This window comes from Bradyrhizobium sp. 141, from assembly GCF_023074055.1.
Classification (GTDB): domain Bacteria; phylum Pseudomonadota; class Alphaproteobacteria; order Rhizobiales; family Xanthobacteraceae; genus Bradyrhizobium.
Genome location: NZ_JADPKR010000108.1, coordinates 411071 through 433073, shown reverse-complemented (window position 1 = coordinate 433073; position 22003 = coordinate 411071). Strand labels below are relative to the sequence as shown.

Sequence of the window (22003 nt, the reverse complement as noted above, 5' to 3'; positions counted from 1 at the left end):
AGTCATAGTCAAGGCAACCATCATGTCGTAAATGCGCGCCCCGAATAAATTAGTATTGACTAATGCATTAGTATTGGCTAATCGAATGACATGATCGACGCCGCCCCAAATCCCATCACCACTGTGATGCGCGCCCTCGCCGACCCGACCCGGCGCGCCGTGTTCGAGCGCGTCTTCGAGAGCAAGGAGATCAGCGTCGCCGAGCTCACCCGCGGTAGCGGCGTGACCCAGGGCGCGATCTCGCAGCACCTGAAATCCCTGAAGCAGGCTGGCCTCGTGGCCGAGCGTGCCGAGGGCCGCAACGTCTATTACCGCGCCGCGCCGCAAGGGCTCGAGCCCCTGGTCACCTGGATGGACCATTACGGCATGTTCTGGCGCGAGCGTTTCCAGAACCTGCGTGACCTCTTGAAGGAGATCGATCCGTGAGTGCAGTTGCTTCCAAAGTCCAAACTCAAGACATCGTCCTCGACGAGGTCTTCCCTCACGCCGTCGCGACGATCTGGAGGGCACTGACCAACGCCCAACTCATTGCGCGCTGGCTGATGCCGCCGACCGGTTTCGAGGCCGTCGAAGGCAACATCTTCACGTTCAAGACCAATCCGGCCGGCGTGTGGGACGGCACGATCCATTGCCGCGTTCTGGAGGTCGTTCCGAACCAGCGCTTCGCCTACGCCTGGAAGGGGGGCGACGAGAGCAATACCGGTTACGGTTCAGCGCTCGACACCGTCGTCACTTGGTCGCTCACGCCGGTCGAAGCAGGAACGCGCGTGCGCGTGGTGCACTCCGGCTTCGTGACGCCGACGAACGACACCGCTTATCGCAACATGAGCGACGGTTGGGTCAAGGTGCTGCAGCGGCTCGATGCCATCTCCGGCGAAGACAAATAAGGAAGCATCGTGATGGACAAGCCCTATGCCGGCGGCTGCGCCTGCGGCGCGATCCGCTATTCGATTGTCGGCGAACCCCTGTTCAGCAATCATTGCCAGTGCCGGGACTGCCAACGCGAAAGCGGCAGTGCGCATGGCTCGTACGCGACGTTCGCGCGTGCCGGCGTCACGCTCACCGGAGAGGCGAAGCATTGGGACATGGTCGCCGACAGCGGCAACGTGAAGACGCGCGGCTTCTGCAGGCAATGCGGTGTGCCTGTGTACATGACCTTCGCAGCGCAGCCCGACGTCTTCACGATCCGCGCTGCAAGCCTCGACGAGCCCGCCCGCTACAAGCCGCAGGCCGTCACCTTCGCCGCGCGCGGTCATGACTGGGATCAGATCGACCCCGGCCTGACGAAGTTCGAAGGCATGCCGGCGGGATAGCCACGCACTCCGTCATTGCGAGGAGCACTTGCGACGAAGCAATCCAGAAACCCTCCGCGGAAAGATTCTGGATTGCTTCGCTGCGCTCGCAATGACGACGTGGAAGCTGTCGAGCGCCCTCGCTAGCTATGGAATTTCAGCCCATCAACGATCTTGTCGATCACCTTGCGTTCGGCGCGCATGGCGATGCCGACGAGATTGAGGTCCGTGCGCGCCACTGCCCTCACCGCCTCGCGATTGGCGGCGTCGTGCGTGGTGCTGAACATATCCTCGGTATAGACCGCCGGCTTGACGTTGCGCGCGAGCGTACGGTCCAGCGCGCGCGACAACGCCGGACCGTCGGCGCCATAGATCAGGATCGGCTGGCCGATCAGCGCATGATATGTCGTGCCCGAGGCGTCTTCATAGGCTTCGCCGATGCATTCGGGAAAAGCCGCGGCGATGCCGCTGGTGAGAAAGGACGCGACGTTGAGCTTCTGCCAGGCCTGAAGATCGGCGCGGATCACGATTGCGATCTTGGTGTCGAACTGCATGCAATTCCTCGACTGTCATTCCTGATGAGATGCTACGCATCGCCGCGGACGGACAGCAAGAAAAATTAGCCTTTCGCGTCGCAGGCCCAGGCGCGGATCACGCATTCCTTGCCGCCGTATTTGTAGCACTCGCGCGTGGCGGCGTTGAGGGAAGCCGATATCTTCGGCTTGACGGCATAGCCATAGGCGCCGCAGGGATTGGCGAGATCGACCGACATCGCAGCGCAGGCGCGCTTCATCGTCACCGTCGTGCAATCGCCCTTGCATTGCTTCTGCGCCGCGGCACGCGCCTCGTGCTCGGCGCCGTAATCAAAAGCCTGGCCATAGGCGCCGCACTTGCCGACCGCGATGGCACCCGCGGCGTGGGCGTCGGTGATGTAGCGGGCGCCCGTGACGGCAACTGACAAGACAAAGCAAAACATCGCGCAACGTCGCGCGACGACATTCGAAGCCATGGAAAATCCCCTCCCCCAAGGCAGGTGGAGGCGACTGTAAGCGCCGGTCGTTTCCAGATGGTGAACGGGTGGTTGAAATCGGATGATTGGGAGGTGCCGTAGGGTGGGCAAAGCGAAGCGTGCCCACGAATCGTAGTTGCGATCGAGAGATGGTGGGCACGGCGCTATGCGCCTTTGCCCACCCTACGGCACCGTTATTTACCGCACCTTCATCCGCGCCTTGCCGCTTCCAGCGCCTGCGGCGTGTCGATGTCGAGGAAGGTGCTCTCGCCATCCACCGGTACTTCGGCGACCGCCTCCGTGTGCTTGGCGATCAAGTGCCGCGCGCCGATATCACCGTCGAGTGTCATCAACTCCTTGAAGAAGCGGCGCGACCACAGCACGGGATTGCCGCGGCGGCCTTCGCTGACGGGCACGACGATGAGGTTGCCGCGGTCCGGCGCAAAGCCGTCAATGAGGCGGTCGATCAGGCCGGCATCGATCAGCGGCATGTCGCCGAGGCAGACAACGGCGCCGTCGCAAGCCTCAGGCACGGCGGCGATGCCCGCCTTGACCGAGCTTGCGATGCCGCCGGCAAAATCGGGATTGCGGACGAACTTCACCTTCAGGCCTTGCAGCGCCTGCTCGACCAGCTCGGCCTGATGGCCGGTGACGACAATCACCTCGGACGCCTTCGAGGCCAGCGCCTGCTCGGCGGCGAGGCGCACCAGCTTCTTGCCGTCGAGTTCGGCGAGCAGCTTGTTTGGCCCGCCCATCCGGGTCGAGCGTCCCGCCGCAAGCACGATGGCGGCGACCTGGCTGTTGCCCTCGGTCTCGGGCTTGGCGCGCGGCTGCGGCCGCGTGACGATCTCCATCAGGAGGCCGCCGACGCCCATGCCCATCAGCTCGGAACGCGTCACCTTGATGCCGGCGAGAAGCCGCATCAAGACCCAGTCAAAGCCGTTCTCGACCGGCGAGCGCGCACAGCCCGGCGCGCCCAGCACCGGCACATTGCCGGCGCGGGCAATCAGCAGCAGATTGCCGGGATCAACCGGCATGCCGAAGTGCTCGATCTCGCCGCCGATGCCGGTGACGGCTGCCGGGATTACGTCGCGGCGATCGGCGATCGCAGACGCTCCGAACACGATGACGAGCTCGGCGCCGAGCGCGAGCAATTCCTTGATCGCCGCCGACAGCGCCTGTTCGTCGTGCTGGACCCGACGTTCGGCAATGATGCTGGCGCCGGCCGGCGCGAGCCGCTCGGCCGTGACCCGCAGCGTCTTATCGATCACCTTGGAGGACAGGCCCGGCAGCAGGGTCGAGACCACGCCGACGCGCTGGATCACATAAGGCGCGATCTTCAGCACGTCCTTGCCGGCGGCCTTCACCGCGGCATCGCGTAAATTGCCTTCGACGCCGAACGGGATGATCTTGACGGTGCCGACCATCTCGCCCTCGACCACCGGCTTGTAGGCCGAGAGCGTCGCAAAGGTGATGGCCTCGTCGATGTTGTTGATGCGTTCGACCGCGGCGCGGTCGATCACCAGCACGCCCGGGCGCGCGGCGAACAGATTGGCGCGGCCGGTGAAGGCACGCTCGACATGGATGCCCTCGCCGCCGACGGCAAGCGCGATGCTGGCAGCCGCAACGTCCTCGGAGACGTCGCCCGCCTCCATACGCACCACGACGATGTCCTTGATGCCGGCACGCTCGAGAGCCTCGACCTCGGCGGGGCCGATCGTCGTGCCCTTCTTCAGCACCAGCGGTCCCTGGCGCAGGGTGTGGACGGTCACCCCGCCGATCGCATCCCTGGGACTCGCCGGGCCAAATTTCATGCCGCTTCTTCTTTTTCTTTGGGAGGGAGCCGAAGCACGGCCGTGATCTCGGCCATGATCGCCACCGCGATCTCGGACGGAGAGACCGCGCCGATCGCAAGCCCGATGGGCGCGTGGATGCGCGCGATGTCGCTCTCCTTCGCGCCCTGCGCCCGCAGCCGGTCGCCGCGCTTGGCGTGCGTTTTCCGGGACCCGAGCGCGCCGATATAGAAGCAATTGCGCTCGAAGGCGTGCAGCAGCGCGGGGTCGTCGATCTTCGGATCGTGCGTCACCGCGACGAAGGCCGTGTAGGCATCGACATTGAGCGGCGGCAGCGCGGTGTCCGGCCATTCGGCGACCAGCGGAACGTCGGGAAAGCGCTCGGGGCTGGCGAACGCCGTGCGCGGATCGACTACGGTGACGTCGTAGCCGAGCGAGCGCGCCAGCGGCGCCAAGGCCTGGCTGATATGGACCGCGCCGACGATGACGAGCTTTGCGGTCGGGGCGTAGACGTTGAGGAACAGCTTTTTGCCGCCGGCTTCGACACTGGCGCTCTTGCCCGTCCGAAGCTGTTTTTCAAGCTCGGCACGCAGAGGGTCCTTGGAAAAAGCCGCAGCCTTCACGAGGCGCTGCTCGCCGCTCTCGGTGTCCGTTACCAGGATCGCCGGCCGGCGCGCGGCCCGCTCGGCGTTGAGTTCGTGCAGGATCTCGAGCTTCACGGCTAGGCGACCTTCTCGACGAAGACGCGGATGGTGCCGCCGCAGGACAGCCCGACATTCCAGGCGGTCTCGTCCGCCACGCCGAACTCAAGCATGCGCGGCTTGCCGCTCTGGATCACATCCATGGCCTCGGTGACCACGGCGCCCTCGACGCAGCCGCCGGAGACCGAGCCCAGGAAAGTGCCCTCGTCGTTGATGACGAGGCTCGAGCCCGCCGGGCGCGGTGCCGAGCCCCAGGTCTCCACCACCGTCGCCAGCGCGACGCCACGGCCGGCCTTCTGCCAGTCCTCCGCCGCCTTCAGGATATCCTCGTCGCGATCGAGCATGGGGTGCCTCTCAAGCTGCGGAGCGGATCAGGCTGCGGTGATGCGGCGGCAGCGGCCGGGAGAGCGTCGTGATCAACTCCTGGATCGAACTCAAATTATGTACCGGGCGGAATTCGTCAACGTGCGGCAGCATCATTTTGATGCCCTGCGCCTTGGCCTCGAAGCCGCCGAACCGCAATAGCGGGTTGAGCCAGATCAGGCGCCGGCACGAGCGGTGCAGCCGGTCCATCTCGAAGGCAAGCCTGGAATCCGCCTCCCGTTCCAGTCCGTCCGAGATCAGCAGCACGATGGCGCCCTGGCTCAGCACGCGCCGCGCCCACAATTTGTTGAAGTTGTGCAGCGAGGCGGAGATCCGCGTGCCGCCGGCCCAGTCCTCGACGGAGGCCGAGCAACTCGCCAGCGCCTCGTCGGGATCGCGCTGGCGCAGCGCGCGGGTGACGTTGGTGAGACGGGTGCCGAACAGGAACACCGAGACGCGTTTGCGCGCATCGCCGATGGCATGGAGGAAATGCAGGAACAGGCGGGTGTATTCGTTCATCGAGCCCGAGATGTCGAGCAGCGCCACGATCGGCGCCGGCTTCTCGATCCGCCCGAGCCGATGGATGTCGATGATGTCGCCGCCGGTGCGCAAGGATGCACGCAGCGTGCGGCGCAGATCGAGACGAAGCCCGTGTGGATCAGGCCGGTGCCGGCGCGTCAGGAGCTCGGCCTGCGGCAGGTGCATCCGCTCGACGGCACGCAGCGCCTCGGTGATCTCGGCGGCGCTCATCTGCGCAAAATCCTTCTTCTGAAGGATTTCCTTGTCGGAAACTGACAGGCGCAGATCCTGCTCCTGATGCTGCGGCGTCTCGGTCATGCGCGGCCGCGACATCGCCTCCTGCACGCGGCGCGAGCCGGCCTGCGGCTTCTTCTTGGCCTCGTCCGGCAGCGGCACCGAGTCCAGCATGTGCTTCCATTCCTCGGAGGCGCGGAAGAACAGGTTAAAGGCCTGCTTGAAGATCAGCGCGTGCTCGTGGCGCTTGACGAAGATCGCCTCCAGCGTGGTGAAAACGTCGGCGCGCTTGCCGATGTCGATCACCTGGAGCGCGCTCATGGCGTCGATGACGGCGCCTGGGCCCACCGGCATGCCCGCCGAACGCAGCGCGCGGGCGAAACCGACGATGTTGTCGGCGAACTGCTCGGTCTGCTCGGGGGCAAGGTGGTTGATGGCCATGGTTCAGCACTCTCAGTCGTCATTCCGGGGCGATGCGCAGCATCGAGCCCGGAATCCATTCATCCACCAACTCTGCAGCCCGATGGATTCCGGGTTCGCGCTGACGCGCGCCCCGGAATGACGAGCTACTCGCTCGTCGCTTCCTTCAGCACCTTCTGCAGGGTGTCGCCCTGCATCCGGGTGATGTCGTCCTGATACTTGAGCAGCGCGCCCAGCGTGTCGCCGACCACTTGCGGGGTCAGCGAGCGGGCGTCGAGCTCGGACAAAGCGGTGGCCCAGTCAATGGTCTCGGCGACGCCCGGCGACTTGTAGAAGTCCTGGTTGCGCAGTGCCTGGACGAAGCGCACGACCTGCTGCGACAGCTTCGCGGAGATGCCGGGCACGCGCGACTTCACGATGGCGAGCTCGCGCTCAGCGGCGGGATAATCGACCCAGTGATACAGACAGCGCCGCTTCAGCGCGTCGTGGATCTCACGGGTGCGGTTGGAGGTGATGATGACGATCGGCGGGCTCGGCGCCTTCACGGTGCCGAACTCGGGGATCGTCACCTGGAAGTCGCTGAGGATTTCGAGCAGGTACGCCTCGAACGCCTCGTCGGCGCGATCGAGCTCGTCGATCAAGAGCACCGGTGGTCCGGCCACATCAGGCTCCAGCGCCTGCAGCAGCGGCCGCTTGATCATGTAGCGGTCGGCAAAGATGTCGCTCGAGAGCTGGTCGCGATCGGTGTCGCCGGCGGCTTCCGCCATCCGGATTGCGATCATCTGCGCGGCGCTATTCCACTCATAGACCGCGGAGGAGACGTCGAGGCCTTCGTAGCACTGCAGGCGGATCAGCTTCCGCCCCAGCGCGGCCGACAAGACCTTTGCAATCTCGGTCTTGCCGACGCCGGCCTCGCCTTCCAGGAACAGCGGCCGGCCCATGCGCAGCGAGAGGTACGTCACCGTCGCCAGCGATCGCTCCGCGAGGTAGCCGCGCGATGTCAGGAGTTCGAGCATCGCATCGACCGATGCCGGCAAAGCACCGGAAGAATTGGCCGCTGAAGTCATGAAAAAGCCAGTCTCGCTACGCCCTCACCGGGGACAAGTTTGGGCCGAGGCGTGAGATCACCTCACTCCTTGGCGTTGGCGGCATCGACGGCGCGGCGCGTCAGCACCCCGAGAAGATGCGCGCGGTACTCGGCGCTGCCGTGGATGTCGCTGTTGAGGCCTTCGGCCGGCACCTCGATGCCGTCAAGTGCCTTCGCGGCGAAGCGCTTCTTGAGGGCCTCCTCGAATGCGCTGACGCGGAACACACCTTCGGAGCCGGCGCCGGTCACGGCAACCCGCACATCGGAGGGACGCCGTGCCACGAACACGCCGACCAGCGCATAGCGCGAGGCCTGGTTGCGGAATTTGATGTAGGCCGCCTTTTTCGGCAGCGGGAACATCACCTTGGTGATGATCTCGTCGGCTTCCAGCGCCGTCGTGAACAGGCCCTGGAAATACTCCTCGGCCTTGAGGCGGCGCTTGTTGGTGACGATGGTCGCGCCCAGCGCGAGCACCGCGGCCGGATAGTCCGCGGTCGGGTCGTTGTTGGCGAGCGAGCCGCCGATCGTGCCCTTGTGACGCACGGCGGGGTCGCCGATTCCGCCGGCAAGATTCGCGAGCGCCGGGATCGCTTCACCGACGATGGCGGAGCTGGCGACCTCGGCGTGCCTGGCGGTGGCGCCGATCACCAGCGAGCGGCCCTTCATCTCGATCGTGTTGAGCCCCTCGATATGGGAGAGGTCGACCAGATGCGGGGGGCTGGCGAGGCGCTGCTTCATGACGGGAATCAGCGTGTGGCCGCCGGCGATCACCTTGGCGTCTTCGTTCTTCACCAGGAGGTTGGCGGCCTGCCGAACGGTCCCGGGGCGATGATATTTGAATTCGTACATCTGAATGTCCTGATCGCGGGATGCGCGTTACGCGAGGTCGGATTTCGCCATCGCCTTGGCGCCGGCGGAGATCGAGGCGACGATGTTCTGGTAGCCGGTGCAGCGGCAGAGATTGCCTTCCAGCTCCTCGCGGATGGTGTGGTCGTCGAGTTCGTTGCCCTTGCGTTGCACGATGTCGATCGCGGTCATGATCATGCCCGGCGTGCAGAAGCCGCATTGCAAACCATGGTGCTCGCGGAAGGCCTCCTGCATCGGATGCAGCGGCGCGCCGTCTGCGGCCAGCCCCTCGATCGTCTTGACCTCGTGGCCGTCAGCCATCACCGCCAGCGTGGTGCAGGACTTCACGGCCTTGCCGTCAAGATGCACGACACAGGCGCCGCACTGCGAGGTGTCGCAGCCGACATGGGTGCCGGTCAGGTGCAGATTCTCGCGCAGGAACTGCACCAGCAGGATGCGGGGATCGACGTTGGCCGTGACTGGATTGCCGTTCACGATGAGGGAGATTTTTGCCATAAGCACTCTCTATCAGCGCCCCGACGGGTCCCGTCGAAGCGGTTCTTATAATTATTCCAACCCATCATATGGGCCATTATGCCCCGGGGCAACATCGCCCCGGACGCAAGGCGCCATGCCGAAAGGCGATAGCCTTCAGCCTTGTACCGCCTTGGCGAAGTTCGCGAAAAACTCGTCGGCAAGTTTCTTGGCGGCGCCGTTGATGAGGCGCTGGCCGAGCTGCGCCAACTTGCCGCCGATTTGCGCCTCGACCTCGTAGGAGAGCAGCGTGCCGCCGTCCTTCTCCGCCAGCTTGACCACCGCGCCACCCTTGGCGAAGCCGGCGACCCCGCCCTCGCCCTCGCCCGAGATCCTATAGCCGTTCGGCGGATCGAGATCGGAGAGTGTGACCTTGCCCTTGAAGCGTGCCGACACCGGGCCGACCTTCATTTTCGCCGTTGCGCGAAAGCCGCCGTCGTCGGTCCTCTCGAGCTCCTCGCAACCGGGGATGCAGGCCTTGAGCACCTCGGGATCGTTGAGCTTGGCCCACACGGCCTCGCGCGGCGCCGCAAGCTGGACTTCGCCGTTCATCGTCATGGCCATGAGGTGCCTCCCGGATCGCGCAACTATAGTGCTGATCAAGTAACGCAGGGACGCGGCAAAGGAAAGGGCGGCGCCCGGTCAAGTGCAATGCATATTCGCAACTGCAAAAAGACGTGCGCGGGCGGTTGGGGATTGGCACAGCCGGGCCATGATGATTAGGTCGCGCGCAATATGAGCACATCCCTCTCCCCCCTGCTCGCACCGATGCTGTCGAGCGCCGCCATGCGCGCCGTCTGCGACGACCGGTCGACCCTGCAGAACATGCTCGATTTCGAGGCAGCCCTGGCACGCGCCGAGGCCGCCACGGATGTGATTCCGGCAGCTGCGGTGGGCCCGATCGAGGCCGCGTGCAAGGCCGATTCCTTCGACATCGCCGCGCTGGCAGAGGCCGCGATGCGATCGGGCAATCTCGCGATTCCCCTGGTCAAGGCGCTGACCGCCAATGTCGGCAAGGCCGACATGGAGGCCGCGCGCTACGTGCATTGGGGCGCAACCAGCCAGGATGTCATCGACACCGCGACCATGCTCACGCTTTGCGCCGGCATCGATACGCTGGACGCCGACCTCAGCCGCGCCATCAACGGCTTTGCTGCGCTGGCGCGCAGCCATCGCAACACCGCGATGGTGGCACGGACCTGGCTGCAGCACGCGCTGCCGATGCCGTTCGGCCTGAAAGCCGCCGAATATGCCTCAAGCCTCGCCCGCGCCCGCTGCCGTCTGCGGCGGCTCTCCCGCGAGGGCCTCGCGCTGCAATTCGGCGGCGCCGCGGGGACGCTCGCCGCACTCGGCGACAAAGGGCTTGCCGTGGCGGAACGCCTCGCACGGGAGCTGAACCTGCCGTTGCCGGAGGCCCCCTGGCACACCCATCGCGACCGCATCGCGGAGGCCGCTTCCAGCTTCGCTATTCTGGCCGGAAGCTGCGGCAAGATCGCGCGCGACGTCTCGCTGATGATGCAGACCGACGTCGCCGAAGCGTTCGAGCCGGCCGGCGAAGGCCGTGGCGGCTCCTCGACCATGCCGCATAAGCGCAACCCGGTCGCCGCTGCCAGTGCGCTGGGCGCCGCCACAATGGCTCCGCAGCTTGCCGCGACGATTTTTGCTGCTCAAGTGCAGGACCACGAGCGCAGCGCCGGCCCCTGGCACGCGGAATGGCCGACGCTGCCGCAGTTGATGCTGGTCACCTCGGGGGCGCTTGCCGCCGTCGTCGACATCGCCGAAGGCCTCGACGTCGATGCCGCGCGCATGCGCAGCAATCTCGATGCGACGCGGGGGCTGATCATGGCAGAGGCGATCACCTTTGCGCTGGCCGAAAAGATCGGCAAGAGCGATGCGCACCATCTCATCGAGGCCGCCAGCAAGCGCGCAGTCGCCGAGAAGAAACATCTGCGCGAGGTGCTGTCGGCCGATTCGCAGGTCACTGCGCACCTTTCTCCGGAAAAAATTGCGGCATTGTTCGAGCCGATGGCCTATCAAGGGGCTTCCCAAGCCCTGATCGACCGGCTGCTCGACAGCCTCGACCGCGCGTAAGAACCGCAAATACGACGGAGACGCCGCATGCCCATGATCGATGCCGACGGTTGCCTGATCAACGTCTCCGTCGAGGGCCGCGACGGCGGGCCGACCTTGATGCTCTCCAATTCGCTCGGCTGCACGCTGCAGATGTGGGAGCCGCAGATGAAGGCGCTGACGCAGGTGTTCCGCGTCATCCGCTACGACCGCCGCGGCCACGGCAAGTCCAACGTTCCGCCCGGCCCCTACACGATGGAGCGCTTCGGCCGCGACGTGCTCGCGATCCTCGACGACCTCAACATCGAGAAGGTGCATTGGTGCGGCCTGTCGATGGGCGGCATGGTCGGGCAATGGCTGGGCGCCAACGCACCGGCACGCTTCGGCAAGCTCATTCTCGCCAACACCTCCTGCTACTATGCCGAGCCGACCAAATGGCTGGAGCGCATCGACGCGGTGAAGAAAGGCGGCATCGCCGCAGTTGCCGATGCCGTGATCGCAGGCTGGCTGACGCAGGAGTTCCGCGAGCGCGAGCCTGACATCACCGCGAGGATGAAGTCGATGCTGCTCGCCTCCCCGGTCGAAGGTTATCTCGCCTGCTGCGAGGCGCTGTCGACACTCGACCAGCGCGAACTGCTTCCCAAGATCAGGAGTCCGACGCTGGTGATCGCCGGTCGCCACGACATGGCGACGCCGATCTCGGCGGGAGAGTTGATCCGATCAAAAATTCCCGGCGCCAGCATGACCATCATCGACGCCGCGCACATTTCCAACGTCGAGCAGCCACATGCGTTCACCGACGCCGTGGTCGGCTTCCTGACGCAACGCTAACCGCAGCCGGCGTTGCGAGGAGGGTAGCGACGAAGCAATCTAGCCGTCTCGGCGGAAAGATTCTGGGTTGCTTCGCTACGCTCGCAATGACGGAGAGGAGGAGAGACATGGACGACCAGAAGCGCCGCGATGCCGGCATGAACGTTCGCCGAAAGGTGCTGGGCAATGCCTGGGTCGACAAGTCGATTACGAACCGTAATGCCTTCAACACCGACTTCCAGGACCTGATCACGCGCTACGCATGGGGCGAAGTCTGGACGCGGCCGCATTTCGACGAGCGCACGCGGCGCGTGCTGGTGATCGGCACCATGGTCGCGCTCGGGCAATGGGACGAATTCCGCCTGCACGTGCGCGCGGCGCTCGCCGAGGGCGGCTTCACCCCCGACGACATCAAGGAAATCCTGCTGCAGCAGGCGATCTATTGCGGCGTGCCGGCCGCGAACCACGCCGTGAAGGAAGCCTCAGCGATTGTGCAGGAGCTCGGCCTGCTCAAGTCCTAGCGGCTGAAGACTTGGAGGCTGAAGACTTGGCGGCGCGACGTTCGCGACGTTCCTCGGCGCAGCCTCAGGCCGCTCGATCACCACCACGATGGCAGCGCCGAGCAAGAGCAGCAGCTCGGTGGCGTGCAGCCGGAGCGCGGCCATCTCACCGACCTTCGAAGCCATCACCATGCTGGCAAACGAGATCAGGCTGCCGATCGCCAGCGCAATGCCGAGCGCCTCGTCGCTGCCGCCGCCCTTGCGGACGCGGGGGATGCACAGAAGCACGAGGTAGATCGCAAAGAACGCCACCACGGTCATCCGGCCCAGCGCCAACAGCCAGGCGGCCCGCACCGTGCTCATCCCTGCCATCTCGAGATGGTCGCTGAGGAACAGCGCAACTGCGACGCTCGGCCGCTCGTAGAGGCCGTGCACGGGCGCGACCATGATGTTGAAGGCAACGAGGCTCCAGGCCGGAATGAAATAGGCCGCCAGCAGCGCGCCGTTGACCGAGCCGATCCGCCAATTCCCGAACATGCCGCTTCCCACTTGATTTGCCGAAGGCCTTCGACGGAAGGCAGCGGCTTTACGGGAGCTAACTCGCATCAGACTGTGGCGGCAATTTAAACCCTTTGTTTACCTTAATTGCCCCGATGGACCGGGCGTCCAAAGAAAAGACCCCGCCTACCGGCGGGGTCCTCCTCACTACCCTTCGATCTTGGGCTCCCAGATTACTTGTCCTGACCACCCTGCTGCTGGCCGGGGCGATCGCCCTGGCGCATCGGATCGTCCTGCTGCTGCTGTCCAGGTTTCTGACCGCCACCCTGCTGCTGGCCCGGCTGTTGACCTGGGCGCTGCTGGCCGGGGTTCTGACTCTGCTGACCCGGATTCTGGTTCTGCTGCTTCGTCATTCGGGGAACTCCCTTGTTGGACGTCAGAGGCGAGACAACGGCCGCCATCCATTTTGGTTGCCCGCGGAACCCGGTTCCTCGCAGTTGCGGAACCCCAAGGTCAAATGACCTCTGTACAAGACCTTCCGGCGCAGCGTGACCAGTTGCAGCCGCCAGTTCCCTCCTGTTACAAAACCGGAAGAATGCCTAAGGGCTGCCGGGGCCCAAGAAAACCACACTCCAACCCACTCTCCTCAGAGCTCCCTTTGAGCCCGCGTCAGGTTTGGTACGGCAGCCCATGGATTATTTCACCCAGCAACTCATCAACGGCCTCGTCCTGGGCTCGATCTACGGCCTGATCGCCATCGGCTACACGATGGTCTACGGCATCGTCGGCATGATCAACTTCGCCCATGGCGACGTCTTCATGATCGGCGGCTTCATTGCCCTGATCACCTTCCTGATCCTGATCTCGTTCGGGCTGACCGCGATCCCGCTGATCCTGCTCGTCGTGCTGCTGGTCTCGATGGCGATCACGGCGCTCTATGGCTGGACCATCGAGCGCATCGCCTACCGGCCGCTGCGCCATTCCTTTCGCCTCGCCCCGATGCTGTCGGCGATCGGCATGTCCTTCGTTCTGACCAACTATTCGCAGGTTGCGCAAGGCGCGCGCGTCAAGCCGATCCCGCCCTTCATCACCGGTGGCTACACCCTGCATGAGAGCACGGATGGCTTCGTGATCCAGCTCTCCAACATCCAGATCATGGTGGTCGTCACCACCGTCGTGCTGTTGGCGCTCTTCACCTGGCTGGTGTCGCGCACCCGGCTCGGGCGCGACATGCGCGCCTGCGAGCAGGACCAGACCATGGCGGCGCTGCTCGGCGTCGACGTCGACCGCACCATCTCCATGACCTTCGTGATCGGCGCCGCGCTCGCCGCGGTCGCCGGCCTGATGTACCTGCTTTACTACGGGACGGTCGATTTCTTCATGGGCTTCGTCGCCGGCATCAAGGCGTTCACCGCCGCCGTGCTGGGCGGCATCGGCTCGCTGCCGGGCGCCATGCTCGGCGGCCTTGCGATCGGCCTGATCGAGACGTTCTGGTCGGCCTATTTCTCGGTCGGATACAAGGACGTCGCGGCGTTCTCGATCCTGATCGTCGTGCTGATCTTCATGCCGACCGGCCTGCTCGGTCGTCCCGAAGTCGAAAAAGTCTGACGGTCGCGCGTGGCAGCTTCCTTACCCATGAAGGCCAAACCGGGCATCCCCTCCATCCTGAAGACGGCTTTCATCAACGCGCTGGTCGCGCTGGTGCTGTTCTCGTTGATGGTTGGCATCCGCACCGAGGCGGGCGCCTCGGGCCAACTCACCTATTGGACGCGCTTCGGCGAACTTGCCTCCCTCGTCGGTGCGGTATTCGGCGGCTCGATCGTGATCGAGCTGCTGCGGCAATGGATCGGCCCGACCGGTGCCGAGAACCTGGTGCCGCCAGCGGTGAAGAGCGGCATGTCGTTTATCGGCCGCTACCTTGCGCCGGCACTTCTGATCTTCACGCTGCTGGTGCCGGTGATCTTCTATGACCAGCGCTACATCCTCGACCTCGCGATCCTCGTGCTCACCTATGTCATGCTGGGATGGGGACTGAACGTCGTGGTCGGGCTCGCCGGCCTGCTCGATCTCGGCTATGTCGCATTCTATGCGGTCGGCGCCTATTCCTACGCACTGCTTGCGACCAATTTCGGCTGGTCGTTCTGGGTCTGCCTGCCGCTCGCCGGCATCCTCGCAGCGTTCTGGGGCGTGCTGCTCGGCTTCCCCGTGCTCCGCCTGCGCGGCGACTATCTCGCCATCGTGACGCTCGCCTTCGGCGAGATCATCCGCCTCGTCATCATCAACTGGCAGGATCTCACCGGCGGGCCCAACGGTGTCTCCGGCATTCCCCGCCCCTCCTTCTTCGGCATCCCGCTCGACAACAGCGACGACGGGCTCGCCGCCAAGCTCGACATCGAATATTCGCCGACGCACCGCATCGTCTTCCTGTTCTATCTGATCCTGGCACTCGCGCTGCTTACCAACTGGGCGACGATCCGCCTGCGCCGCCTGCCGATCGGGCGGGCCTGGGAAGCCTTGCGCGAGGACGAGGTCGCCTGCCGCGCGCTCGGCATCAACACCACGACCACCAAGCTCACGGCGTTCGCGACCGGGGCGATGTTCGGCGGCTTTGCCGGCGCGTTCTTCGCCACCCGCCAGGGCTTCATCAGCCCGGAATCCTTCACCTTCCAGGAATCGGCGCTGGTGCTCGCCATCGTCGTGCTCGGCGGCATGGGCTCGCAGCTCGGCGTCGCGCTGGCCGCTCTCGCCATGATCGGCGGCTTCGAGCTGTTCCGCGGCCTAGAGACCTATCGCATGCTGGTGTTCGGCATGGCGATGGTTCTGATCATGATCTGGCGGCCGCGCGGCCTGATCGGCCATCGAGCCCCCACCGTGTATCTGACCAAGGCGAAAGCGATCTCCTCCGACCTCGTCAAGGAAGGGCACGGATGAGCGGCGACAAGATTCTTAGCGTCGACCGGCTCGCCATGCGCTTCGGCGGCATCGTTGCCGTGCAGGACCTTTCTTTCGCCGCAGAGCGGAAGAAGATCACCGCGCTGATCGGACCGAACGGCGCCGGCAAGACCACGGTGTTCAACTGCATCACCGGCTTCTACAAACCGAGCGGCGGCGCCATTCGCCTCACCCATGACGACGGCAGGACGATCGCGCTGGAGCGGCTGAACGATTTCCGCATCGCCAAGCAAGCCAAGGTGGCCCGCACCTTCCAGAACATCCGGCTGTTTCCCGGCATGACCGCGCTGGAAAACCTGATGGTGGCGCAGCACAACGCGCTGATGCGCGCCTCCGGCTTCACTTTCCTCGGCCTCATCGGCGCGCCCGGCTATCGCGATGCCGAGAAGCGCGCGATTGATCTCGCCACCGACTGGCTCAGGCGGGTCAACCTGCTCGACCGCGCCGACGATGCCGCCGGCAATTTCGCCTATGGCGATCAGCGCCGGCTCGAGATCGCGCGCGCCATGTGCACCGAGCCCGCTCTGTTGTGCCTGGACGAGCCCGCCGCCGGCCTCAATGCGCGCGAGAGCGCGGCCTTGAGCGCGCTTCTGCTCTCGATCAGAGATGAGCTCGGTACCTCGATCCTCCTGATCGAGCACGACATGTCGGTGGTGATGGAGATCTCCGACCACATCGTGGTGATGGACCATGGCGTCAAGATCGCGGAAGGCACGCCGCGCGAAGTCCGCGACGATCCCAAGGTGATCGCCGCCTATCTCGGCGCCGACGAGGAAGAGGCGGCAGCCGTGATGGAGGGCGGCTCGTGACGCCGGCGCCCTCTCCTCTGCTCGCGATCCGGGGCCTGCGCGCCGCCTACGGCAAGATCGAGGCGCTGAAGGGCGTCGACGTCGAGATCAATGCCGGCGAGATCGTCGCGCTGATCGGCGCCAACGGCGCCGGCAAGTCGACGCTGATGATGACGATCTTCGGCAAGCCGCGCGCCCGCGCCGGCCAGATCCTGTATGAAGGCCGCGACATCACCGACGTCCCCACCCACGAGATCGCGCATTTGCGTATCGCGCAATCGCCCGAGGGCCGCCGCATCTTCCCGCGCATGAGCGTGGCGGAAAACCTCCAGATGGGGGCGGATGCCACCGGATGCACCGAGGCGGAACGCGAGGCGACGCTCCAACGCGTCTTCACGCTGTTTCCGCGGCTGAAGGAACGCTACGCCCAGCGCGGCGGAACCCTGTCCGGCGGCGAGCAGCAGATGCTGGCGATCGGCCGCGCCTTGATGAGCCGTCCCCGCCTGCTCCTGCTCGACGAGCCCTCGCTTGGCCTGGCGCCGCTGATCGCGCGCCAGATTTTCGATGCGATCCGCACCCTGAACCGGCAGGACGGCCTGACCGTCCTGATCGTCGAGCAGAACGCCAACCACGCCCTCAAGCTTGCCCATCGCGGCTATGTCATGGTCAACGGCCTGATCACGCTGGCGGGCACCGGGGCCGAATTGTTGCAGCGCCCCGAGATTCGCGCCGCCTACCTGGAAGGCGGCCGGCACGGCTGACCGAGCCGCAAGCCCGCCCCGCGTGCGGCCGAATGTGGCGAGATATCTGCGCCAATGCTCGTATTTTGCCGGTGACTTCTCCTCGAATTCATTCAAGAATGGCGCCGGTTTGAACCGGGCATGCCCGGCAACTTCCACAGGCGACCACCCGCGAGGTATCTCATGAAATCACTGAAGCTCATCGGTCTGGCATTCGGCGCATCGCTCGCGCTGTCGAGCGCGGCATTCGCGCAGGATGTCACCGTCGCAGTCGCAGGCCCGATGACCGGCGGCGAGTCCGCCTTCGGCCGCCAGATGAAGAACGGCGCCGAAATGGCCGTGGCCGATATCAATGCCGCCGGCGGCGTCAACGGCAAGAAGCTCGCGCTTTCCGTCGAGGACGACGCTTGCGACCCGAAACAGGCGCGCTCGATCGCCGAAAAGATTGCCGGCGCGAAGATCCCGTTCGTGGCCGGGCACTATTGCTCGTCGTCGTCGATCCCGGCCTCGGAAGCCTATGCCGACGGCAACGTGCTCCAGATCACGCCGGCCTCGACCAACCCGCTGTTCACCGAGCGCAAGCTCTGGAACGTGGCGCGCGTCTGCGGCCGTGACGATCAGCAGGGCCTGATCGCGGCGCAGTACATCGCCAAGAACTACAAGGGTAAGAACATCGCGATCCTCAACGACAAGACCACCTACGGCAAGGGTCTGGCCGACGAGACCAAGAAGGCGCTCAACAAGGCCGGCGTCACCGAGAAGATGTACGAGTCCTACAACAAGGGCGACAAGGACTTCAACGCGATCGTCTCGCGTCTGAAGCGCGACAACATCGACCTCGTCTATGTCGGCGGTTACCATCAGGAGAGCGGCCTGATCCTGCGTCAGATGCGCGACCAGGGCCTCAAGACCGTGCTGATGGCCGGCGACGCGCTCGCCGACAAGGAGTACGCCTCCATCACCGGCCCGGCTGGCGAAGGCACGTTGTTCACCTTCGGCCCCGATCCGCGCAACAAGCCGACCGCGAAGAAGATCGTCGAGGCTTTCAAGGCCAAGAACATCGACCCCGAGGGCTACACCCTCTACACCTATGCGGCGATGCAGGTGTGGTCGCAGGCGGCCAAGAAGGCCGGCTCCACCGACGCCAAGAAGGTCATGGAAGCGATCAAGGCCGGTAAGTGGGACACCGTGATCGGGCCGATCGAGTATGACGCCAAGGGCGATATCAAGCAGCTCGACTACGTCGTCTACAAATGGGATGCCAAAGGCAGCTACGCCGAGATCAAGGGTAACGGCACCTGAGCGCGCTTGCCGAACCCGAGCCGACAACCAACCATCATCACGCCCCGGCTTGCCCCGGGGCGTTTCTTCTTGCGCCAAGGTCAGACGGCTGCAGGCAATTCGCCGCCCGCTGCGGCCTGCGCCTTCCGCAGCGCTTGCAGGAGGTCGTTCGGCCGAAACGGCTTTTGCAGGCAGACCACGTTGGCGAGGTGTGGCGTCTGGTCCATGAAATCCAGCGTCGTCATCCCGGACACCGCCACGACCGGCAGCCCCGGCACACGTTCGCGCAGGGTCGCGATGACATCGACGCCGCTAGTGTCGCCAAGGAAAATATCAACGATCGCCGCGTCAAAGGGGCTTTCCGTGAAGGTTTTCAGCCCGGCCGCGCCGCTTTCGGCCTCGGCGACCTCGTATTGGTTGACCCGAAGCACAATCGCGACCATCGCGCGCACGGCCTTCTGGTCGTCGATGATGAGAACGCGAGGCATGGGAACAACTCCCGCAGATCGATCAATTCGTGTGATTCAAACCTGGAACCCGCCGCGGCGGGAGGGCATTATGACACCGCCCCAGTAAAGCGCATCTTACCCGGACCCTACTCCGCGTTCTCACCAAAATTAAGTAAGCTGTAACCTTCGGTTGAGTCGTCGCTGCAACAGTTCACGACACGCGCCCGGAACGGGCTACCGTAGAGGTCGGAAGGTCAAGACTGCCGGAACTTGGAACTGCGGAGATGCTCAAAACGGGTCTGCAAGAGATGAACGCGCCTTTGATCGACCGAAGCACATTTCTTTCGACGCTGCCGGCCACGTCGGGCGACCGGACCGCGGCATTGTGGATCGTCGGCGTCTCCTCGATCCTGTTCGCACTGGCCGTTCCGTTCGCAGGTATCGCGCTGCCGCCGGTCCCCGCCTTCGTCGCGTGCTATCAATCCGCCCTGGCCGTGAGCGACATCATCACGGCAGTGCTGCTGCTGTCGCAGTTTTCGGTGCTGCGGACCCGCGCACTGCTGTGGCTGTCGACCGGCTACCTGTTCACCGCCGCGGCAGCGCTGGTCCATGCCCTCACCTTCCCCGGCCTGTTCGCACCGACCGGGCTGTTCGGCGCCGGCAGCCAGACCACCGTCTGGCTCTACATGATCTGGCACGGCGGCTTCCCGCTGTTCGTGCTGGGCTATGCCTGGCTGAAGGAAAAGGACGGCGGCCCCAGGATCCGGGGCGCGACAAGCAGCCCGATCTACGCCATCGCGCTCGGCGTCGTCGCGACCATGGCCGCCTTCACCTGGATTGTCACCGCCCAGCACGATCTGTTGCCGGTCCTGCTCCGCGACGGCCGTTACACACCGACCATGATCGGGGTCGTATCCTTCGTGTGGTCGCTGAGCTTCGCCGCGCTCGTTTCGCTGTGGTTCCGCCGCCCGCATTCGGTGATCGACATCTGGCTCATGGTGGTGATGTGCGCATGGCTATTCGACATCGCGCTGTCTGCAATCGTCAACGTCACGCGCTTCGATCTCGGTTTCTACGCCGGCCGTCTCTATGGCCTCTGCGCGTCGAGCTTCGTGCTCGCGGTGCTGCTGATCGAGAACGTCCGTCTTCAGGCCCGGACGGTGGGCCTCGTCGGCAGGCTGCGCGAGCAATCGGCGTCGGATCGCGACTTCTACGGCAAGCGCCTCGCTCTGTACGGCGCCGTCGTCGAATCCTCCAACGACGCAATCATCACGAAGACGCTCGACGGCATCATCACCGGGTGGAACAAGGCCGCCGAGCACTTGTTCGGCTATTCCGCCGCGGAGGCCGTGGGTAGGTCGATCGACATTATCGTGCCCACGGAGCGAAAGGGCGAAGTCCGGAGTATCCTCAACCGGATCGCCGACAACGAGACGATTGCCCAGCACGAGACGGTGCGGATTCGCAAGGACGGCCGCGCGCTCGACGTTGTCCTGAATGTTTCGCCATTGAGATCGGACAACGGAGAGATCATCGGGGCTTCCAAGATCGCCCATGACATCACCGAGGAGAAGCAGGCGCAGGAGAAGCTTCGCCGCGAGATCGAGGAACGCCAGCGCATCTTCGAGACCTCGCAGGACCTGATCCTGGTGACTGACGGTTTCGGCAATTTCATCCAGGTCAGCCCGAGCGTGAAAGACATCCTCGGATTCAGCCCGGACGACATGATCGGGCACAGCGCGACCGAGTTCATCCACCCTGACGACCTCGACAAGACGCGGGAGGAGATGCGCGCGGCGCGGCGCGGCGCGGTCAAGCGCAGCTTCGAGGCTCGCTACTATCACTACGACGGTCACGAGGTCACGCTGAACTGGATGGGCACTTGGTCCGAGCCGGTGAAGCGCCATTTCTTCATCGGCCGAGATCTCACGGAGAAGCAGGCCGCCGAAGCCCAATTCCGGCAGGTCCAGAAGATGGACTCCATCGGCCAGTTGACCGGCGGCGTCGCCCACGACTTCAACAACGTGCTGACCGTCATCACGGGCACGATCGGCATTCTCAGCGACGCCGTCGCCGACCGGCCCGAGCTTGCCGCCATCACCAAGCTGATCGACGACGCAGCCGAACGCGGCGCGCAGCTCACCAAGCATCTGCTCGCTTTCGCCCGCAAGCAGCCGCTGCAGCCGCGCGAGATCGACGTCAACGCGCTGGCGCTCGAAGCCGCCAAGCTGCTGCACCCGACGTTGGGCGAGCAGATCACGATCATGCCGCAGCTCACCGAGGACGCCTGGCCGACGCTGGTCGACCCTGGCCAGCTATCCACCGCGATCCTCAATCTCGCATTGAACGCGCGCGATGCCATGCCCGACGGCGGCACCTTGGTGCTGGAAACCCGCAACATCTTCCTCGACGACGGCTATGCCAGCATGAACCCCGACGTCGTCGCCGGCAATTACGTGATGATTGCCGTCAGCGATACCGGCAGCGGAATTCCGCCGGACCTGATCGACCGGGTCTTCGACCCGTTCTTCACCACCAAGGAGGTCGGCAAGGGCACCGGCCTCGGCTTGAGCATGGTGTTCGGTTTCGTCAAGCAGTCGGGCGGCCACATCAAGATCTACAGCGAGGTAGGCCACGGCACGAGCGTGAAGATCTACCTGCCGCGCTCGACCGGGGTGCAGGAGACCGAGTTCGAGGTGCTCCAGAACGTGCCCATCACCGGCGGCAGCGAAAGGATCCTGATCGTCGAGGATGACGCGCTGGTGCGGCAATATGTTGTGACGCAGGTCAAGAGCCTCGGCTATACCGCGCTCGAGGCCGCCAACGGCGCGGAGGCCCTCATCATCATCGACAGCGACAAGGCCATCGACCTGCTCTTCACCGACATCATCATGCCAGGCAACATGAACGGCCGCCAGCTTGCCGACGAAGCGGCCCGGCGTCGCCCCGACCTCAAGACGCTGTTCACCTCGGGCTACACCGAAAATGCCATCGTCCATCATGGCCGGCTCGATTCCGGTGTGTTGCTGTTGGCGAAGCCCTACCGCAAGTCCGAGCTCGCCAAGATGCTCAGAACGGCGCTGGCCAGTTGAGCCGGCGACTTCTCTGCGCTATCGC

25 protein-coding genes are annotated in these 22003 nt (G+C 64.8%); 12 read left to right on the top strand and 13 right to left on the bottom strand.

What is annotated here, in order from left to right; translation table 11 throughout:
* Nucleotides 1-90: 90 nt before the first annotated feature.
* Genes IVA81_RS35730 through IVA81_RS35720 form a run of 3 tightly spaced genes read left to right on the top strand, consistent with a single transcriptional unit; the run spans nt 91 to nt 1313 of the window.
* Nucleotides 91-426: a metalloregulator ArsR/SmtB family transcription factor gene (locus IVA81_RS35730; RefSeq protein WP_247326950.1), complete on the top strand. Its 336-nt coding sequence runs from the start codon at nt 91-93 to the stop codon at nt 424-426.
* Nucleotides 423-887: an SRPBCC domain-containing protein gene (locus IVA81_RS35725; protein WP_247326947.1), complete on the top strand. Its 465-nt coding sequence runs from the start codon at nt 423-425 to the stop codon at nt 885-887. Before IVA81_RS35730 ends, IVA81_RS35725 begins: the two co-directional genes overlap by 4 nt.
* A gap of 12 nt (nt 888-899) precedes the next feature.
* Entirely contained in the window at nt 900-1313 is a 414-nt protein-coding gene (locus tag IVA81_RS35720) for a GFA family protein (protein ID WP_247326945.1), read from the top strand.
* Nucleotides 1314-1435: 122 nt separating this feature from the next.
* Here IVA81_RS35720 and IVA81_RS35715 read toward each other — a convergent pair whose 3' ends face one another.
* The 10 genes from IVA81_RS35715 to IVA81_RS35670 all read right to left on the bottom strand — a co-directional run bounded on the left by IVA81_RS35715 (nt 1436) and on the right by IVA81_RS35670 (nt 9362).
* Nucleotides 1436-1846: a DUF2000 family protein gene (locus tag IVA81_RS35715; protein ID WP_247326944.1), complete on the bottom strand. Its 411-nt coding sequence runs from the start codon at nt 1844-1846 to the stop codon at nt 1436-1438.
* 65 nt (nt 1847-1911) lie between these two features.
* A complete protein-coding gene (locus tag IVA81_RS35710; RefSeq protein ID WP_247326941.1) occupies nt 1912-2301 on the bottom strand; it encodes a DUF4189 domain-containing protein in 390 nt (129 codons plus the stop codon).
* A gap of 209 nt (nt 2302-2510) precedes the next feature.
* A complete protein-coding gene (locus tag IVA81_RS35705; RefSeq protein WP_247326938.1) occupies nt 2511-4115 on the bottom strand; it encodes a molybdopterin-binding/glycosyltransferase family 2 protein in 1605 nt (534 codons plus the stop codon).
* On the bottom strand, nt 4112-4813 hold the full coding sequence (locus IVA81_RS35700) for an XdhC family protein (protein ID WP_247326934.1): 702 nt from the start codon (nt 4811-4813) through the stop codon (nt 4112-4114). Before IVA81_RS35700 ends, IVA81_RS35705 begins: the two co-directional genes overlap by 4 nt.
* Nucleotides 4814-4815: 2 nt before the next feature.
* Nucleotides 4816-5139, bottom strand: a complete 324-nt coding sequence (locus tag IVA81_RS35695; RefSeq protein ID WP_247326933.1) for an XdhC family protein — start codon at nt 5137-5139, stop codon at nt 4816-4818.
* A 10-nt stretch (nt 5140-5149) separates the two neighbouring features.
* Nucleotides 5150-6352, bottom strand: coding sequence for a VWA domain-containing protein (locus tag IVA81_RS35690; RefSeq protein ID WP_247326932.1), 1203 nt, complete (start codon nt 6350-6352; stop codon nt 5150-5152).
* Nucleotides 6353-6477: 125 nt separating this feature from the next.
* Complete coding sequence (locus IVA81_RS35685) at nt 6478-7398, bottom strand: MoxR family ATPase (protein ID WP_247326931.1); 921 nt, start codon at nt 7396-7398, stop codon at nt 6478-6480.
* A gap of 62 nt (nt 7399-7460) precedes the next feature.
* Nucleotides 7461-8267: a xanthine dehydrogenase family protein subunit M gene (locus IVA81_RS35680; RefSeq protein ID WP_247326930.1), complete on the bottom strand. Its 807-nt coding sequence runs from the start codon at nt 8265-8267 to the stop codon at nt 7461-7463.
* Nucleotides 8268-8294: 27 nt separating this feature from the next.
* A complete protein-coding gene (locus IVA81_RS35675) occupies nt 8295-8780 on the bottom strand; it encodes a (2Fe-2S)-binding protein (protein WP_247326929.1) in 486 nt (161 codons plus the stop codon).
* A gap of 135 nt (nt 8781-8915) precedes the next feature.
* A complete protein-coding gene (locus IVA81_RS35670; protein WP_246931074.1) occupies nt 8916-9362 on the bottom strand; it encodes a carbon monoxide dehydrogenase subunit G in 447 nt (148 codons plus the stop codon).
* A 171-nt stretch (nt 9363-9533) separates the two neighbouring features.
* On the opposite strand from IVA81_RS35670, the gene IVA81_RS35665 reads away from it, so the two are divergent.
* The 3 genes from IVA81_RS35665 (at nt 9534) to IVA81_RS35655 (ending at nt 12199) form a co-directional block, all read left to right on the top strand.
* Nucleotides 9534-10889: a 3-carboxy-cis,cis-muconate cycloisomerase gene (locus tag IVA81_RS35665; RefSeq protein ID WP_247326928.1), complete on the top strand. Its 1356-nt coding sequence runs from the start codon at nt 9534-9536 to the stop codon at nt 10887-10889.
* A 27-nt stretch (nt 10890-10916) separates the two neighbouring features.
* The gene (pcaD, locus tag IVA81_RS35660) at nt 10917-11699 is read left to right on the top strand and encodes a 3-oxoadipate enol-lactonase (protein WP_247326927.1); all 783 of its coding nucleotides are present in this window, start codon (nt 10917-10919) and stop codon (nt 11697-11699) included.
* 107 nt (nt 11700-11806) lie between these two features.
* Nucleotides 11807-12199, top strand: coding sequence for a carboxymuconolactone decarboxylase family protein (locus IVA81_RS35655; RefSeq protein WP_247326926.1), 393 nt, complete (start codon nt 11807-11809; stop codon nt 12197-12199).
* Here the strand turns inward: IVA81_RS35655 and IVA81_RS35650 are convergent.
* Together IVA81_RS35650 and IVA81_RS35645 are read right to left on the bottom strand one after the other, a co-directional pair.
* Nucleotides 12161-12715, bottom strand: a complete 555-nt coding sequence (locus tag IVA81_RS35650; RefSeq protein ID WP_247326923.1) for a hypothetical protein — start codon at nt 12713-12715, stop codon at nt 12161-12163. The genes IVA81_RS35655 and IVA81_RS35650 overlap by 39 nt on opposite strands.
* 194 nt (nt 12716-12909) lie before the next feature.
* On the bottom strand, nt 12910-13089 hold the full coding sequence (locus IVA81_RS35645) for a hypothetical protein (RefSeq protein WP_247326922.1): 180 nt from the start codon (nt 13087-13089) through the stop codon (nt 12910-12912).
* A 277-nt stretch (nt 13090-13366) separates the two neighbouring features.
* On the opposite strand from IVA81_RS35645, the gene IVA81_RS35640 reads away from it, so the two are divergent.
* From IVA81_RS35640 to IVA81_RS35620, 5 genes are all read left to right on the top strand, one after another.
* Entirely contained in the window at nt 13367-14284 is a 918-nt protein-coding gene (locus IVA81_RS35640; protein WP_246924939.1) for a branched-chain amino acid ABC transporter permease LivH, read from the top strand.
* A gap of 27 nt (nt 14285-14311) precedes the next feature.
* Nucleotides 14312-15607, top strand: a complete 1296-nt coding sequence (livM, locus tag IVA81_RS35635; protein WP_247326921.1) for a high-affinity branched-chain amino acid ABC transporter permease LivM — start codon at nt 14312-14314, stop codon at nt 15605-15607.
* Nucleotides 15604-16437, top strand: coding sequence for an ATP-binding cassette domain-containing protein (locus tag IVA81_RS35630; RefSeq protein WP_247326920.1), 834 nt, complete (start codon nt 15604-15606; stop codon nt 16435-16437). Before livM ends, IVA81_RS35630 begins: the two co-directional genes overlap by 4 nt.
* On the top strand, nt 16434-17177 hold the full coding sequence (locus tag IVA81_RS35625) for an ABC transporter ATP-binding protein (RefSeq protein WP_247326919.1): 744 nt from the start codon (nt 16434-16436) through the stop codon (nt 17175-17177). The genes IVA81_RS35630 and IVA81_RS35625 overlap by 4 nt, the downstream gene beginning before the upstream one ends.
* Before the next feature lie 162 nt (nt 17178-17339).
* Entirely contained in the window at nt 17340-18458 is a 1119-nt protein-coding gene (locus IVA81_RS35620; RefSeq protein WP_247326918.1) for a branched-chain amino acid ABC transporter substrate-binding protein, read from the top strand.
* An 80-nt stretch (nt 18459-18538) separates the two neighbouring features.
* On the opposite strand, the gene IVA81_RS35615 is transcribed toward IVA81_RS35620, so the two are convergent.
* Nucleotides 18539-18925 (bottom strand): response regulator, encoded by a 387-nt coding sequence (locus IVA81_RS35615; RefSeq protein ID WP_247326917.1) that lies wholly within the window; start codon nt 18923-18925, stop codon nt 18539-18541.
* Between the two features lie 245 nt (nt 18926-19170).
* Here IVA81_RS35615 and IVA81_RS35610 point away from each other — a divergent pair, with 245 nt between their 5' ends.
* Nucleotides 19171-21978, top strand: coding sequence for a PAS domain S-box protein (locus IVA81_RS35610; protein ID WP_247326916.1), 2808 nt, complete (start codon nt 19171-19173; stop codon nt 21976-21978).
* Nucleotides 21979-22003 lie beyond the last annotated feature (25 nt).